This is a genomic window from Pseudomonas putida (assembly GCF_016406145.1).
Lineage (GTDB): Bacteria > Pseudomonadota > Gammaproteobacteria > Pseudomonadales > Pseudomonadaceae > Aquipseudomonas > Aquipseudomonas putida_E.
Map to the genome: position 1 here is coordinate 3,739,571 of NZ_CP066306.1, position 14,757 is coordinate 3,754,327.

15 protein-coding genes and 1 pseudogene are annotated in these 14,757 nt (G+C 63.1%); 10 read left to right on the top strand and 6 right to left on the bottom strand.

The genetic code is table 11. The features are described 5' to 3' along the window. Positions 1-222 precede the first annotated feature (222 nt). From JET17_RS17220 to JET17_RS17250, 7 genes are all read left to right on the top strand, one after another. Positions 223-1,602, top strand: coding sequence for a nucleobase:cation symporter-2 family protein (locus JET17_RS17220; protein WP_012315236.1), 1,380 nt, complete (start codon positions 223-225; stop codon positions 1,600-1,602). A gap of 85 nt (positions 1,603-1,687) precedes the next feature. Continuing rightward, complete coding sequence (gene tusD / locus JET17_RS17225) at positions 1,688-2,080, top strand: sulfurtransferase complex subunit TusD (RefSeq protein WP_012315237.1); 393 nt, start codon at positions 1,688-1,690, stop codon at positions 2,078-2,080. A gap of 1 nt (position 2,081) precedes the next feature. Then, entirely contained in the window at positions 2,082-2,441 is a 360-nt protein-coding gene (tusC, locus tag JET17_RS17230; RefSeq protein ID WP_012315238.1) for a sulfurtransferase complex subunit TusC, read from the top strand. Next, positions 2,441-2,737 (top strand): sulfurtransferase complex subunit TusB, encoded by a 297-nt coding sequence (gene tusB / locus JET17_RS17235; RefSeq protein WP_012315239.1) that lies wholly within the window; start codon positions 2,441-2,443, stop codon positions 2,735-2,737. The genes tusC and tusB overlap by 1 nt, the downstream gene beginning before the upstream one ends. Next, on the top strand, positions 2,734-3,069 hold the full coding sequence (locus tag JET17_RS17240; protein WP_012315240.1) for a TusE/DsrC/DsvC family sulfur relay protein: 336 nt from the start codon (positions 2,734-2,736) through the stop codon (positions 3,067-3,069). The genes tusB and JET17_RS17240 overlap by 4 nt, the downstream gene beginning before the upstream one ends. Next, a complete protein-coding gene (locus JET17_RS17245) occupies positions 3,066-4,070 on the top strand; it encodes a glycosyl transferase family protein (RefSeq protein WP_012315241.1) in 1,005 nt (334 codons plus the stop codon). The genes JET17_RS17240 and JET17_RS17245 overlap by 4 nt, the downstream gene beginning before the upstream one ends. A 92-nt stretch (positions 4,071-4,162) precedes the next feature. Further along, positions 4,163-5,119 (top strand): glutathione S-transferase family protein, encoded by a 957-nt coding sequence (locus JET17_RS17250; protein WP_012315242.1) that lies wholly within the window; start codon positions 4,163-4,165, stop codon positions 5,117-5,119. A gap of 31 nt (positions 5,120-5,150) precedes the next feature. Here JET17_RS17250 and cysG read toward each other — a convergent pair whose 3' ends face one another. From cysG to JET17_RS17280, 6 genes and pseudogenes are all read right to left on the bottom strand, one after another. Further along, positions 5,151-6,545 (bottom strand): siroheme synthase CysG, encoded by a 1,395-nt coding sequence (gene cysG / locus JET17_RS17255; RefSeq protein ID WP_012315243.1) that lies wholly within the window; start codon positions 6,543-6,545, stop codon positions 5,151-5,153. Further along, positions 6,546-7,826 carry a serine--tRNA ligase gene (serS, locus tag JET17_RS17260; protein WP_012315244.1) on the bottom strand — a complete coding sequence of 427 codons (1,281 nt, stop codon included), beginning with the start codon at positions 7,824-7,826 and terminating at the stop codon, positions 6,546-6,548. 36 nt (positions 7,827-7,862) lie between these two features. After that, positions 7,863-8,054: pseudogene (locus JET17_RS17265) on the bottom strand (CrcB family protein); the annotation flags it as partial. 5 nt (positions 8,055-8,059) lie between these two features. Further along, entirely contained in the window at positions 8,060-9,385 is a 1,326-nt protein-coding gene (locus tag JET17_RS17270) for a replication-associated recombination protein A (RefSeq protein ID WP_012315246.1), read from the bottom strand. Between the two features lie 12 nt (positions 9,386-9,397). Further along, a complete protein-coding gene (lolA, locus tag JET17_RS17275; protein WP_012315247.1) occupies positions 9,398-10,033 on the bottom strand; it encodes an outer membrane lipoprotein chaperone LolA in 636 nt (211 codons plus the stop codon). Positions 10,034-10,096: 63 nt separating this feature from the next. Next, positions 10,097-12,610 carry a DNA translocase FtsK gene (locus tag JET17_RS17280; protein ID WP_420094554.1) on the bottom strand — a complete coding sequence of 838 codons (2,514 nt, stop codon included), beginning with the start codon at positions 12,608-12,610 and terminating at the stop codon, positions 10,097-10,099. Positions 12,611-12,936: 326 nt separating this feature from the next. Here JET17_RS17280 and aat point away from each other — a divergent pair, with 326 nt between their 5' ends. The 3 genes from aat to infA all read left to right on the top strand — a co-directional run bounded on the left by aat (position 12,937) and on the right by infA (position 14,702). Continuing rightward, a complete protein-coding gene (gene aat / locus JET17_RS17285) occupies positions 12,937-13,617 on the top strand; it encodes a leucyl/phenylalanyl-tRNA--protein transferase (RefSeq protein WP_012315249.1) in 681 nt (226 codons plus the stop codon). Positions 13,618-13,673: 56 nt separating this feature from the next. Continuing rightward, complete coding sequence (locus JET17_RS17290) at positions 13,674-14,381, top strand: arginyltransferase (RefSeq protein WP_008097741.1); 708 nt, start codon at positions 13,674-13,676, stop codon at positions 14,379-14,381. Positions 14,382-14,483: 102 nt separating this feature from the next. Next, entirely contained in the window at positions 14,484-14,702 is a 219-nt protein-coding gene (gene infA / locus JET17_RS17295) for a translation initiation factor IF-1 (RefSeq protein WP_002553999.1), read from the top strand. Positions 14,703-14,757: the final 55 nt, after the last annotated feature.

Consider the following 14,757-nt stretch of genomic DNA (forward strand, 5'->3'; position numbering starts at 1 on the left):
TACCGGTTGCTTGAGCCCGTTGAAAAAGCCCGCTTCGGCGGGCTTTTTTGTGGGTATGTGCAGGCCTGGATGTTGTAGCCCGCCCTTTCGGTGCCAGCTGACCTAAAAGTCAGGTTATTACCCGAATGCTCGCCGATCTTGCTGCCATCGTGCGCGCCACTACCGCAATCCCCCTTCACCCCGTAGAATGCGCTCCTTTTTTCTTCCGGGGCAGCTTCACCGATGAGCTCACACGAACACAGCCCGGGCGCGGATGCGCCTGCCAACGAACTGGTGCTTGGCCTCGAGGACAAGCCACGGCTGCTTATCGGCCTGCTGGCGGCGCTGCAGCACCTGCTGGCGATCATCGTGCCGATCGTGACCCCGGGCCTGCTGATCTGCCAGGCGCTGGGTGTTTCGGCGCGTGATACCAACCTGATCGTGTCGATGTCGCTGGTTATCTCGGGTATCGCCACCTTCGTGCAGTGCAAGCGGTTTGGGCCGTTTGGCGCGGGCTTGCTGATCGTGCAGGGCACCAGCTTCAACTTTGTCGGCCCACTGATTGCCGGCGGTGCGCTGATGGTCAAGCAGGGCACGCCTGTCGAAAGCGTGATGGCAGCGATTTTCGGCGTGGTGATCGCCGGCTCGTTCGTCGAGATGGGCGTGTCGCGCATCCTGCCCTTCGTCAAACGTCTGATCACGCCGTTAGTGACGGGCATTGTGGTGCTGATGATCGGCCTGACCCTGATCAAGGTCGGTTTGATCAGCATGGGCGGCGGCTTTGGCGCCATGGCCAATGGCACCTTCGCCAATGGCGAAAACCTGCTGCTGTCGGGCGTGGTGCTGGCAATCATCGTAGTCCTGAACCGCATTCCGGTGGTGTGGATGCGCAGCTGCGCCATCGTCATCGCCCTGGCGGTGGGTTATGCCCTGGCGGGTTACCTCGGCCGGCTGGACTTCACCGGCATGCATGAAGCTGCACTGTTCCAGGTACCGACGCCGCTGCACTTTGGCCTCGGTTTCTCGTGGGCGCTGTTCATCCCGATGCTGGTGATCTACCTGGTGACCTCGCTCGAAGCCATCGGCGACATTACAGCCACCAGCAAGGTCTCGCGCCAACCGGTCGAAGGCCCGGTGTGGATGCAGCGCATCAAGGGCGGCGTGCTGGTCAACGGCGCCAACTCGCTGCTGGCAGGCCTGTTCAACACCTTCCCCAGCTCGATCTTCGCGCAGAACAACGGGGTCATTCAGCTGACCGGCATCGCCAGCCGCCACATCGGTATCTGGATTGCCGTGATGCTGGTGGTACTGGGCTTGTTCCCGAGTGTTGCCGGCGTGATTCAGGCTGTGCCTGAGCCTGTGCTGGGCGGCGCGGCCATGGTCATGTTCGGTGCCGTGGCCGCTTCGGGCATCAACATTCTGGCCAGCACGCGTCTGGACCGCCGTGCACTGCTGATCATCGCCGTGTCGTTGGCGTTGGGCTTGGGCGTGGCCCAGGTGCCGGAGTTCCTGGCGCACATGCCGGCGGCCATTCGTAACGTACTGGAGTCGGGCGTTGCCACCGGTGGCATCTGCGCCCTGGTGCTGAACTGGTTCCTGCCAGAGAGCAAGGAACACGCCTGATAGCCCCGCCCCGGCCAACCAGCCCGCGCCCACCCGCGCGGGCTTTTTGCTTTATCATGGCCGCATTCCTTTACACGAGTTGCCCATGAAATTCGCTATCGCGGTTTTTTCCCCGGCCCATGCGCCCTCCTCGCGGCGCGCCTTGCGCTACGCCGAGGCGGTGCTGGCCGGCGGGCATGAGATTGCCCGGTTGTTCTTCTATCAGGACGGTGTTCACAGCGCCTCGGCCAACGTGGTCGCGCCCCAGGACGAACAGGACATCGCCGCCCAGTGGCGCGCTTTTGTCGAGCAGCACCAGCTGGACGCCGTGGTGTGTATCGCCGCTGCCTTGCGCCGCGGCGTGCTCGACGAGGCCGAAGCCAGCCGCTACCAGCGCCCGGCGGTGAACCTGCCCAAACCGTGGGAGCTGTCCGGCCTGGGCCAGTTGCATGAAGCAGCACAGCTGGCCGACCGCCTGGTCTGCTTTGGAGGCGATTGAAATGGCCAAATCCCTGTTGATCATCAGCCGCCAGGCGCCCTGGAGCGGCCCATCTGCCCGCGAAGCGCTGGACATCGCATTGGCCGGCGGCGCTTTCGATCTGCCACTGGGCATGCTGTTCCTCGATGACGGCGTGTTCCAGCTTGCCCCTGATCAGCAACCGGTTGCCGTGCAACAAAAGAATCTGGCCGCCAACCTGCAGGCACTGCCGATGTTCGGTGTGGAGGAGCTGTTCGCTTGCCAGCACAGCCTGGCCCTTCGCGGGCTTGCTGCCGACACCCTGGATCTGCCCGTTGAGGTGCTGGACGACGCGGCCCTGAAGGCACTGATTGCCCGTTTCGACCAAGTGGTGACGCTCTGATGCCGACTTTGCATGTGATATCCCACTCGCCCTTTGGCGACGATCGCCTGGGCAGTTGCCTGCGCCTGCTCGGCGGCGAAGATGCCTTGCTGCTGTGCGGCGATGCGGTTTATGCCCTGCGTGACGGCAGCGAACCACAGCGCCTGCTGCAGGCGGCAGCGCTGGAACAACGCCTGTTCGCCCTCGACGAAGACCTGCAGGCGCGCGGCGTCAGCAGCGGGCTGGCCAAGGCCGTGGACTACCCAGCGTTCGTCGCGTTGTCGCTGCACTATGACAAGGTCAACAGCTGGCTATGAACACCCTGACCGTAGACAACCAGGCAATCGCCCTGGACAAGGACGGCTTTCTGGTCGACCTGCAAGACTGGTCCCACGCCGTCGCCGAGGCACTGGCAGCGCGCGAAAGCATTGCCCTGACCGCCGACCACTGGGAAGTGCTTGAACTGCTACGCCAGTTCTATGAGGAATTCCAGCTGTCTCCGGCCACGCGCCCGCTGATCAAGTACACAGCGCTAAAGCTGGGCCCTGAAAAGGGTAAAAGCCCGCACCTCAACCGCCTGTTCAACGGCACCCCCGCCAAACTTGCCGCCAAGCTGGCGGGCCTGCCCAAGCCGACCAATTGCATATGACAGACGCTCGCCCGCTCACCCTTCAAACCCCGGCCGAACACCCGTTCGCCGAATTCGTGCGCATCCTTGGCAAAGGCAAACGCGGTGCCCGCAGCCTCACCCGTGAGGAAGCCCGAGCCGCCATGGCCCTGCTGCTTGAAGGCAAGGTTGAAGACACCCAGCTCGGTGCCTTCCTCATGCTGCTGCGGCACAAGGAAGAGAGCGCCGAGGAGCTGGCCGGCTTTACCGAGGCCCTGCGCGCCCAACTGCATGCACCACGCATCGCTGTCGACCTGGACTGGCCCAGCTATGCCGGTAAGAAGCGCCACCTGCCCTGGTTCCTGCTGGCCGCCAAATGCCTGGCCGCCAACGGCGTGCGCATCCTGATGCACGGTGGTGGCGCCCACACCGCCGGGCGCATGTACACCGAGCAATTGTTGGCCCTGCTGGACATTCCGCTTTGCCGCGATTGGTCTGCTGTCGAGCAAGCACTGGACCAGCAACGCCTGGCGTTTTTCCCGCTGCACGATTGGGCCCCGCAACTGCAGCGCATGATTGACCTGCGCAACATACTTGGCCTGCGCTCCCCCATCCATTCGCTGGCCCGCGTGCTCAACCCGCTGAGCGCCCGCTGCGGCCTGCAGAGCATCTTCCACCCCGGTTACCAGGCCGTACACCGCGAGGCCAGCCGGCTGCTGGGTGACCATGCGGTGGTCATCAAGGGCGATGGCGGCGAAATCGAAGTCAACCCGGATGTCATCAGCCACCTGTACGGCACCAGCGCAGGTGAAAACTGGGACGAAGAGTGGCCGGCGCTGAGTGAGCGGCGCCATGTAAAACCTGCAAGCCTGCAGCCCGAACAACTGCTGGCGGTTTGGCGTGGCGAGGCTCAGGACAGCTATGGGGAAATGGCCGTGGTGGCGACCATGGCCCTGGCGTTGCGCGGCTTGGGGCAGGACCGGGAGCAGGCGTTCGCGACCGCACGCGGCTATTGGGGCGCTCGAAACCAATCGAATAACTAGATCATTTTTGCGCAGTCTTTGCGCTATTTATTCGAACGCTTTGCCCTAGACTGGGCTCCAACGACAAACAACTTTGTTCCGAGGAGCTCACCATGGGCCTTTTGATCGACGGCCGCTGGCACGACCAGTGGTACGAAAACGGCAAGGATGGCGCCTTCAAGCGCGAGAACGCCCAGCGCCGCAATCAGTTGCCCGCCCCCGAAGCCGGTCGCTACCACCTGTATGTGTCGCTGGCCTGTCCATGGGCTCACCGCACCCTGATCGTGCGTGCGCTCAAAGGCCTGGAGCCACTGATCGATGTGTCGGTGGTTAGCTGGCTGATGCAGGAAAACGGCTGGACCTTCGACCAGCAACAGGGCTCCACGGGCGATCACCTCGACGCCCTCGAATTCATGCACCAGCGCTACACCCAGGATGACCCGCACTACACAGGCCGTGTGACCGTGCCCGTGCTGTGGGACAAAAAGGAAAAGCGCATCGTCAATAACGAGTCGGCGGAGATCATCCGTATCTTCAACAGCGCCTTCAACGAACTGACAGGCAATACTCTCGACCTGTATCCGCAGCCGCTGCGCCCGACCATCGAAGCGCTCAATGCACGCATCTATCCAGCCGTGAACAATGGTGTTTACCGTGCAGGCTTCGCCACTACGCAAGAAGCCTACGAGGCTGCGTTCGACGAGGTTTTCAATGAGCTGGACTACCTGGAAGCGCTGCTGGACCGCCAACGTTACCTTGCAGGCGAGTACCTGACCGAGGCCGATGTGCGCCTGTTTACCACGCTGGTGCGCTTCGATGCGGTGTATCACGGCCACTTCAAGTGCAACCTGCGCCGCCTGAGCGACTACCCGAACCTATCAAACTGGCTGCGTGAGCTTTACCAGTGGCCGGGCGTGGCACCGACGGTGAACATGGAGCACATCCAGAAGCACTATTACATGAGCCACAAGACCATCAACCCGAACGGGATCGTGCCCAAGGGGCCGCTGCAGGACTTCAACCTGCCGCATGATCGGGAGCGGTTGCCAGGCAAAGGGATCTGGGGCTGAGAAAGTTGGGGCTGCGTTGCAGCCCCCGCTATTACTGGTCTTGCTGCGAACCTTCAAACCAAGCCAGCTTTTCGCGCAACTGCACCACTTCCCCGACAATCACCAGGGTCGGCGCATGCACTTCATGCTGGGCCACCAATGCTGGCAGGTCGGCCAAGGTGCCAGTGAACACCCGCTGATTGCGCGTAGTCCCCTGTTGCACCAACGCCGCTGGCGTGCTCGATGCACGCCCATGGCGAATCAGCTCGGCGCAAATGGTCGGCAACCCTACCAGGCCCATGTAGAACACCAAGGTCTGGTTCGGCGCCACCAGGTCATTCCAAGGCAGGTTGCTGGTACCGTCCTTGAGGTGGCCGGTGACGAAACGCACCGACTGGGCATAATCGCGGTGGGTCAGCGGAATGCCGCCGTAGGCAGAGCAACCACTGGCCGCGGTAATACCGGGCACCACCTGGAACGGGATGCCATGCTCGGCGAGTTCTTCGATCTCTTCGCCACCACGACCGAAAATGAACGGGTCGCCTCCCTTCAGGCGCAACACGCGCTTACCCTCGCGGGCCAGGTCGACCAGCAGACGGTTGATCTGGTCCTGCGGCACGGCATGCTCGGCGCGGCGTTTACCGACGTAAATACGTTCGGCATCGCGGCGGCACATTTCAATGATTGCCGGTGCGACCAGGCGGTCATACAACACCACATCGGCCTGCTGCATCAGGCGCAAGGCGCGGAAGGTGAGCAAGTCAGGATCACCCGGCCCCGCCCCCACCAGATACACCTCACCACCCTGCTGCACCGGCGCACCGTCGACCATGGCCTGCAACAGCCGCTCGGCCTCGGCACCCTGCCCGGCCAGCTGACGCTCGGCGATCGGCCCTTGGAACACCGTTTCCCAGAAGCCGCGACGCTGATTGACATCCGGGTACAGCGACTTGACCTTGTGCCGGAAGCGCGCCGCCAAGGCGGCCAGTTCGCCGTAGGTGGACGGGATCCAGGTTTCCAGCTTGGCGCGAATCAGGCGCGCCAGCACCGGGGCGTCACCGCCGCTGGATACCGCAACCACCAGGGGCGAGCGGTCGACAATGGCCGGGAAGATCACCGTACACAGGGCCGGTGCATCCACCACGTTGACCGGCACGCAAAGCGCCTGCGCATCCGCCGACACCTGGGCATTGAGCCCAGGGTCGTCGGTGGCTGCGATCACCAGGCGGCAGCCGACCAGGTCGGCCGCCTGATAGCCACGCACCAGGACCTCACCGCCACCTTCACGGGCCAGCGCAGCCAGTTGGCCGTCGACCTCGGGCGCCACCACCCGCAGCGCGGCGCCAGCATCGGCCAGCAGGCGCGCCTTGCGCAAGGCGATCTCGCCGCCGCCGACGACCAGCACGCGGCCGCCCTGCAGCTTGTGGAACAGCGGCAGGTAATCCATTTAGCGGATGACCTCGACACCGCCCATGTAGGGCTTGAGCACTTCCGGCACACGAATGGAGCCATCAGCCTGCTGGTAGTTTTCCAGCACAGCGACCAGGGTACGGCCTACAGCCAGGCCCGAGCCATTGAGGGTATGCACCAGCTCCGGCTTGCCGGTTTCCGGGTTGCGCCAGCGGGCCTGCATGCGGCGCGCCTGGAAGTCACCACAGTTGGAGCAGGAGCTGATCTCGCGGTACTTGTCCTGGCTCGGCACCCACACTTCCAGGTCGTAGGTCTTCACGGCGCCGAAGCCCATGTCACCGGTGCACAGGGCCAGTACGCGGTAGGGCAGTTCCAGCAGCTGCAACACGCGCTCGGCGTTGGCGGTGAGGCCTTCCAGGGCTTCCATGGACTTGGACGGCTCGACCACCTGCACCATCTCGACCTTGTCGAACTGGTGCTGGCGGATCATGCCGCGCGTGTCACGGCCCGAAGCGCCAGCTTCACTGCGGAAGCACGGGGTGTGGGCGACCAGCTTGAGCGGCAGCTGCTTGGCGTCGATAATCTCGCCGGCCACCAGGTTGGTCAGCGACACTTCAGCGGTCGGGATCAGGTAGAAGTCGGCTTCGCCTTCGCGGGTGATCTTGAACAGGTCTTCCTCGAATTTCGGCAACTGGCCGGTGCCCTGCAAGGCCGGAGCCTGGACCAGGTACGGGGTGTAGTGTTCTTCGTAGCCATGCTCACCGGTGTGCAGGTTGATCATGAACTGCGCCAGGGCACGGTGCAGGCGGGCAATCGGGCCGCGCAGCACGGCAAAGCGGGCGCCCGACAGCTTGGCAGCTGCTTCGAAGTCCAGGCCACCGCTGATCTCGCCCAGGGCGACGTGGTCCTTGATTGCAAAATCGAATGCCCTCGGGGTGCCCCAACGGCGCACTTCGACGTTGTCGTCCTCACTGGCACCGACCGGCACGCTGGCGTCCGGCAGGTTGGGGATGGTCAGGACAATGCCATCCAGTTCGGCCTGGATGCCGTCCAGCTCGACCTTGCCAGCGGCCAGCTCATTGGCCATGCGCTCGACATCAGCCATCAGCGGCGCGATGTCCTCGCCCTTGGCTTTGGCCTGGCCGATCGATTTGGAGCGGGCGTTACGCTCGGCCTGCAGCTGCTCGGTGCGGGTCTGCACCGCCTTGCGGCGCTCTTCCAGCGATTCGATGCGCGCGACATCCAGGCTGAAGCCACGGGAGGCGAGGCGGTCCGCCACTTCCTGAAGTTGGCCGCGTAACAGTTTGGAATCGAGCATGTCGTTCTCTCGTTATGTGTATAGGTTGGTTCAGAGTCAGGTCAGGAACGGGCCGGCCGAGGTGGCCAGTAGCCCGCCCATCACGCTAATACCGGTATAGCCCACGGCCAGGGGCGCTTGCCCACTTTCCATCAGGCACACGGTATCGAGCGAAAAAGAAAAAAATGTCGTCAACCCACCGATGAAGCCGACGATAAGGCCAAAGCGCAGGAACAGCCCATGGAACAGAGCGCTCACGGTTTTCTCCGTTGACGCGGGCTACTGCGATCAAGGTCAGCCAAGTGACGCAGTTTCTCGCCGATCTTCAGCTCAAGCCCTCGGGGCACGGGCTGATAATACTGGCGTGGCTCGAGCTGATCGGGGAAGTAATCTTCACCCGCGGCATAGGCATCGGGCTCGTCGTGGGCATAGCGGTACTCCTCGCCGTAGCCGAGCTGCTTCATCAGCTTGGTCGGGGCGTTGCGCAGGTGCAGCGGCACCTCCAGCGAACCGTGCTCGGCGGCCTCGCGCAGGGCAGTCTTGAAGCCCATGTACACGGCGTTGCTCTTCGGCGCGCAGGCGATATAGGTAATGGCCTGAGCCACCGCCAGCTCGCCCTCAGGGCTGCCCAGACGCTCCTGCACGTCCCAGGCCGCCAGGCACAGGCTCAGGGCCCGCGGATCGGCGTTGCCGATGTCTTCGCTGGCCATGCGCACCACGCGGCGGGCGATGTACAGCGGGTCGCAGCCGCCATCGAGCATGCGCGCGAACCAGTACAGCGCGGCGTCCGGGTTGGAGCCGCGCACCGATTTGTGCAGGGCGGAAATCTGGTCGTAGAAGGCCTCGCCGCCTTTGTCAAAGCGCCGGCGGCTATCACCGAGCAGGCTCTGCAGCAGGTCTACGCCAATCTCGCCGCCATCTTCGGCCAGGTCCGAAGCGTTTTCGAGGAAATTGAGCATGCGCCGGCCATCACCATCGGCGGCGGCCATGAGCATCCTGAAGGCGTCATCGCCCACGCTCAGGTTACGCTTGCCCAGGCCGCGCTCTTCGTTGAGTGCGCGGTCGACCAGCTTGCGCAAGGCAGGCTCGTCCAGGCTCTTGAGCACATACACCCGGGCCCGCGAGAGCAAGGCATTGTTCAGTTCGAAGGACGGGTTCTCGGTGGTGGCGCCGATGAAGATCAGCGTGCCGTCTTCGACAAAGGGCAGGAAGGCATCCTGCTGGGACTTGTTGAAGCGGTGCACCTCATCGACGAACAGGATGGTCCGGCGGCCATACTGGCCGGCCTGCTGCTTGGCCACCTCGACGGCCTGGCGGATTTCCTTGACCCCCGCCAGTACCGCAGAAACCGTCTCGAAGTGCGCATCGCAAAACTGTGCCAGAAGCCGGGCGAGCGTGGTCTTGCCCACGCCTGGCGGCCCCCAGAAGATCATCGAGTGCAACGCACCCTGCTCCAGCGCCTCACGCAGCGGTTTGCCGCGCGCCAGCAGGTGCTCCTGGCCGACATACTCGTCCAGGCTGGACGGGCGTAGCCGGGCAGCCAGGGGCTGGGCAACGGGTTCGCTTCGAAACAGGTCCATGGTGCGCTCTGCTTACTCCTTGATGACGTCCGCGCCTTTCGGGATGTCGAACTTGAAGGTGCTGTCCGGCACCGCCTGGTTGGCCTTGACGCCATTGAACAGGATGTTGGTGCGCTGGCCGACGCTGTCGATCAGTTGCATGTCGTTGATCAGGCCACGGCGGAACGACACACGCAGCGAATCGAACAGGGTGTCCTTGGTCGTTGGCTTGAGGGTGAAGTCCATCACTTCGCCCTGCTCCTTGGAGGTGATGTCGAAGCTCTGGCTGATCTTCGACACGTCACCGGACAGCAGCAGCGCCGGGGTCTGGTTCAGGCGCACATCGAGCTTCTTGATGGTGGCCTGCTCCAGGTCAGGGTCCCACAGGGTGACGTTCTTGCCGTCGGACACCACCACCTGCTCCTGGGGAGCATCGGTGTGCCAGTAGAACAGCCCCGGGCGCTTGACCGTCATCTTGCCGGTTGTCTCCTGCAGGCTGGTGCCGCCGGCATCCAGGGTCAGCTGGGAGAAATTGGCCTCGATGGTCTGCGACTTTTCCAGCAACTGGGTCAGGCGCTGCACGTCCTGCTCACCAGCGTGAGCCGACAGTGTGGCCGATAACGAACCCAGGGTCAGGGCAGAAACCAACAGCATGCGAATCGCGCGCATGTTAATCCTCATTGAGCATTTAAGAATGCCGGGCGCCACCGTCGGCGCCCGGCAAGGTGTTCATCAGTCGCGCGGGCCGCCCGGGGCAATCACTTCCCGCGAGCCGTTGCTGTTCATGGGGGTGACCACGCCGGCCATCTCCATCGCCTCGATCATGCGCGCGGCGCGGTTGTAGCCGATCTTGAGCTTGCGCTGCACGGCCGAAATCGACGCCCGACGGCTTTCGAGGACGAATTGCACCGCCTCATCATACAGAGCGTCGCTTTCCGAATCCTCGTCGCCGCCACCGCCACCACCGCCTTCGAAGCCGCTGCCAGCCTCCTCGACGCCGTTGAGGATGTCGTCGTTGTAGTCTGGAGCGCCACGCAGCTTCCAGGCTTCCACCACGCGGTGCACTTCATCGTCGGAGACGAATGCGCCGTGTACCCGGATCGGCAGGCTGGTACCTGGCGGCATGTAGAGCATGTCGCCGTGGCCTAGCAGCTGCTCGGCGCCACCCTGGTCGATGATGGTGCGCGAGTCGATCTTGCTCGACACCTGGAACGCCATACGGGTCGGAATGTTGGCCTTGATCAGGCCGGTGATCACGTCCACCGATGGGCGCTGGGTGGCGAGGATCAGGTGAATACCGGCGGCCCGAGCCTTCTGGGCAATACGGGCGATCAGCTCTTCGACCTTCTTGCCGACGATCATCATCATGTCGGCGAATTCGTCGACCACCACCACGATGGTCGGCAGGGTCTTCAGGGCCGGCGGCTCGTCGTCCATGCTCTCGCGGCGGAACAGCGGATCGTGGATGATCTCGCCAGCCTCTTGGGCATCCTTGATCTTGCGGTTGAAACCGGCCAGGTTACGCACGCCCATGGCCGCCATCAGTTTGTAGCGCCGTTCCATCTCGGCCACGCTCCAGCGCAGCGCGTTGGCGGCGTCCTTCATGTCGGTGACCACCGGGCACAGCAGGTGCGGGATGCCTTCGTAGATCGACAGCTCGAGCATCTTTGGATCGATCATGATCAGGCGCGCGTCTTCAGGGCCGGACTTGAACAGGATCGACAGGATCATCGCGTTCACACCTACCGACTTACCGGAGCCGGTGGTACCGGCTACCAGCAGGTGAGGCATCTTGGCCAGGTCGGTGATCACCGGCTTGCCGCCGATGTCATGGCCCAGGGCCAGGGTGACGGGCGACTTCTGCTCGTCGTACTGCGGCGTCGACAGCACCTCGGAGAAGCGCACCATTTGCCGGTTTTCGTTGGGGATCTCGATACCCACGGTGGTCTTGCCGGGGATGACCTCGACCACCCGCACACTGGTCACGGCCAGTGACCGTGCAAGGTCCTTGGCCAGGTTGGCGATGCGGCTGACCTTGACCCCGGCAGCAGGCTGGATTTCGTAGCGGGTAATGACCGGGCCCGGGTGGATGGAGTCCACCGAGACTTCAACGCCGAATTCCTTGAGTTTGATTTCCAGCAACTGACCGACGCCGGCCAGGGATTCTGGCGAATACTCGATCTTCTTCTGCTCGGCCGGGTCGAGGATGGAGATGGACGGCAAGGTACCTTCCACGGCGCTGTCGACGAACAGCGGCGCCTGCTTTTCCTTCATCACCCGCTTGCTCGGCTCCACTGCCTTGGCCGGCGCTGCCGGCGGCATGATCACAGGGGCAATCGAGGGTTCACGCGGGACAACAGTCTCGCGTGGGACAATGGGTTCGCGCTGGGCTACGACAGCGCGCGCGGGCGGCTCATCGCGCTCACCGATGCGCTCGCGCAGCTGCGCCTTGGCCGGCTCGCGTTTCTCGGTAGCCGCCGGCGCCGAATCGAACCTTGGTTCGTCCACCTCGCGCAGCTGCGCCTCCAGGCGTTTGCGCTCGTTGCGCGCCTCCCACCAGCGATTGGCCGCGCCTTGCACGAGCTCGAACAGGTCGAGGGTGATCTTGCCGGTCATGTCCATCACCTTGAACCACGACAGGTCGGTGAACACGGTCAGGCCGAACAGGAACAGGGCGATGAACATCAGCGTGCTGCCCTGCACGTTGAGCAGGTTGCGCGCCAGGTCGCCGAGGCTTTCGCCCAAGGCTCCACCGGCGGAGAACGGCAGGCTCGCCGGTGGGTGGAAATGGATATGCGCCAGTGCGGCACCCGACAGCACCAGGAACACCAGGCCGATGAGGCGCCAGGAGAACAACCAGCCGCTCCACTGCCAGGGTTGATGGCGCTCGCGGAATATCTGCCAGGTTTTGATGGCCAGCAGTAACGGGAAGATGTAAGCGAAGTAGCCCAGCACCATGAACATGATGTCGGCGAAGTACGCACCGGCACGCCCGGCAGCGTTCTGCACCTGGTCGACGTTGCTGGTGTGGCTGAAGCCTGGGTCGGAGGTATCGTAGGTCAGCAGCGCCATCCACAAGTACAGGCACAGGGCGCCGACAGCGATCAACGCACCTTCCTTGAGGCGGTAATGCAGCTGCTGCCGCCACAGGGGCACAGGCAGAGGAGCTGGAGTTGCGGTGGATTTCTTCAAAACGCGTCTATTCCTGCGCGTGCTGCGCGTCCAGTAGTGATTGGCCGATGACAGGCCAATGAACCACTACTTTTAACATTACTGCCCGCCGGCCGCCATGGCGGCACGCCCTATGGCGTTTGGGTGGGGGCGACTTTCGTATAGCTGCAATTTGAGCATGCATTTTCTTTTGTGACAAAGGCTTATGCTGTGTTTTTGCACAGGTGTGACAGCAAATGTGCCAGATGGTGCCTGCAGCCTCACGAATGTGTAGGAAATTGCCGACCACATCGCCTGACTGAACGCACACGCAGGCAGGCCTGGTCCCACATGGGCCAGCATTGACCCAAAGCGCCCTCCTTGCCATGCTGCCCCTCCCCTCCCCCACCGCACGATAGACCATGCTCACCTGGCTGACTCGCGACTCGCTGACCTTCCCCCCCCTGGAAAAGGCCCTGCAAGACCCTAACGGCCTGCTCGCCGCTGGTGGCGACCTGAGCCCCGAGCGCCTGGTGCAGGCCTATCGCCATGGCTGCTTCCCGTGGTACCAGGACGGCCAACCCATCCTCTGGTGGTCGCCCGACCCTCGCACCGTTCTTTTCCCGAACGAGCTGCATGTCTCGCGCTCGCTGGCCAAGCTGTTACGCCAGGGGCGCTATCAGGTCAGCTTCGACACCGACTTCCCAGCTGTGATCGACGCCTGCGCGGCACCGCGCGACTACGCGGACGGCACCTGGATCACCGACACCATGCGCAACGCCTACTGCGAGCTGCACCGGCGCGGTATCGCCCACTCGGTGGAGGTGCGCCACAACGGCGAACTGGTGGGCGGCCTGTACGGCCTGGCCATGGGGCGGTTGTTTTTCGGCGAGTCGATGTTCAGCCGCGCCGACAATGCTTCCAAGGTCGGCTTCGTGACCCTGGTCAAGCATCTGCAAGAGGCGGGCTTTGTGCTGATCGACTGCCAGATGCCGACCGACCATCTGCACAGCCTGGGCGCCCGCGCCATCAGCCGCGCCAGTTTCGCTGACTACCTGGCCCACCACCTCGACCAGCCAAACAGTGCCAGCTGGCGCAGCTAGGCGAGTTCCAAGAGCTGGCTTACACTTAAAGCAAAGTCTCACCGAAGGGGTCAATCATGACAGAGTTGGCGCGGTTGAAGTTCTATGCCACTCAGCCCCACTCCTGCAGCTATCTGCCGGACGAGCAGGCGACCACCCTGTTCCTCGACCCCAGCCAGCCGATGGACGTGCATGTGTATGCCGACCTCTCGGAGATGGGCTTTCGGCGCAGTGGCGACCACCTGTACCGCCCACATTGCCAGAATTGCAATGCCTGCGTACCGGCCCGCATCCCGGCCGCGCGCTTCATTCCCAACCGCCAGCAGCGGCGCATTCTCAAGCGCAATGCTGACCTCACCGTAACGGCTGCACGGCCGGCCTTCAAGGAAGAATATTTCGACCTGTACCGGCGTTACATCGAAACCCGCCATGCCGATGGCGACATGTACCCGCCAAGCCGCGATCAGTTTTCCACCTTTCTGGTGCGCGACTTGCCGTTCTGCTGGTTCTACGAATTTCGCCTGGCCGGGCGGTTGCTGGCGGTGGCGGTGTGCGACCTGCTGCCCAACGGGCTGTCGGCGGTGTACACGTTCTACGAGCCCGACGAAGAACGGCGCAGCCTGGGGCGCTTTGCCATCCTCTGGCAAATTACCGAAGCCCTGCGCCAGGACCTCGAAGCGGTATACCTCGGCTACTGGATCAAGAACTGCAAGAAGATGAACTACAAGACCCAGTATCGTCCCATCGAACTGCTGATCAACCAGCGTTGGGTCACTCTCAACTGAAAGCATTGGCTTGACACACTATTTTCCGGCATAATCCACGCCACTTTTTTGCCCGGTGCGGTTATGCGTCGGGCCAACACTGGACACCGAGGGCTCAACTGCATGTCGAAAGAAGACAGCTTCGAAATGGAAGGTACTGTCGTCGACACCCTGCCCAACACCATGTTCCGCGTGGAGTTGGAAAACGGGCACGTCGTAACCGCGCACATCTCCGGAAAGATGCGCAAGAACTACATCCGTATTCTCACTGGCGACAAGGTCCGCGTCGAGCTGACGCCTTATGACCTGAGCAAGGGCCGCATCACCTACCGTGCGCGCTAAGCTCCAGCCATGAAAAAGCCCGGCCATGTGCCGGGCTTTTTTGTGCCTTCAAAAT

Coding starts and splice junctions, on each gene's coding strand:
- lolA (WP_012315247.1), bottom strand. CDS start 10,033: ATGCGCGCGATTCGCATGCTGTTGGTTTCTGCCCTGACCCTGGGTTCG.
- cysG (WP_012315243.1), bottom strand. CDS start 6,545: ATGGATTACCTGCCGCTGTTCCACAAGCTGCAGGGCGGCCGCGTGCTG.
- JET17_RS17220 (WP_012315236.1), top strand. CDS start 223: ATGAGCTCACACGAACACAGCCCGGGCGCGGATGCGCCTGCCAACGAA.
- tusC (WP_012315238.1), top strand. CDS start 2,082: ATGGCCAAATCCCTGTTGATCATCAGCCGCCAGGCGCCCTGGAGCGGC.
- serS (WP_012315244.1), bottom strand. CDS start 7,826: ATGCTCGATTCCAAACTGTTACGCGGCCAACTTCAGGAAGTGGCGGAC.
- infA (WP_002553999.1), top strand. CDS start 14,484: ATGTCGAAAGAAGACAGCTTCGAAATGGAAGGTACTGTCGTCGACACC.
- JET17_RS17290 (WP_008097741.1), top strand. CDS start 13,674: ATGACAGAGTTGGCGCGGTTGAAGTTCTATGCCACTCAGCCCCACTCC.
- aat (WP_012315249.1), top strand. CDS start 12,937: ATGCTCACCTGGCTGACTCGCGACTCGCTGACCTTCCCCCCCCTGGAA.
- JET17_RS17240 (WP_012315240.1), top strand. CDS start 2,734: ATGAACACCCTGACCGTAGACAACCAGGCAATCGCCCTGGACAAGGAC.
- tusB (WP_012315239.1), top strand. CDS start 2,441: ATGCCGACTTTGCATGTGATATCCCACTCGCCCTTTGGCGACGATCGC.
- JET17_RS17270 (WP_012315246.1), bottom strand. CDS start 9,385: ATGGACCTGTTTCGAAGCGAACCCGTTGCCCAGCCCCTGGCTGCCCGG.
- JET17_RS17245 (WP_012315241.1), top strand. CDS start 3,066: ATGACAGACGCTCGCCCGCTCACCCTTCAAACCCCGGCCGAACACCCG.
- JET17_RS17250 (WP_012315242.1), top strand. CDS start 4,163: ATGGGCCTTTTGATCGACGGCCGCTGGCACGACCAGTGGTACGAAAAC.
- tusD (WP_012315237.1), top strand. CDS start 1,688: ATGAAATTCGCTATCGCGGTTTTTTCCCCGGCCCATGCGCCCTCCTCG.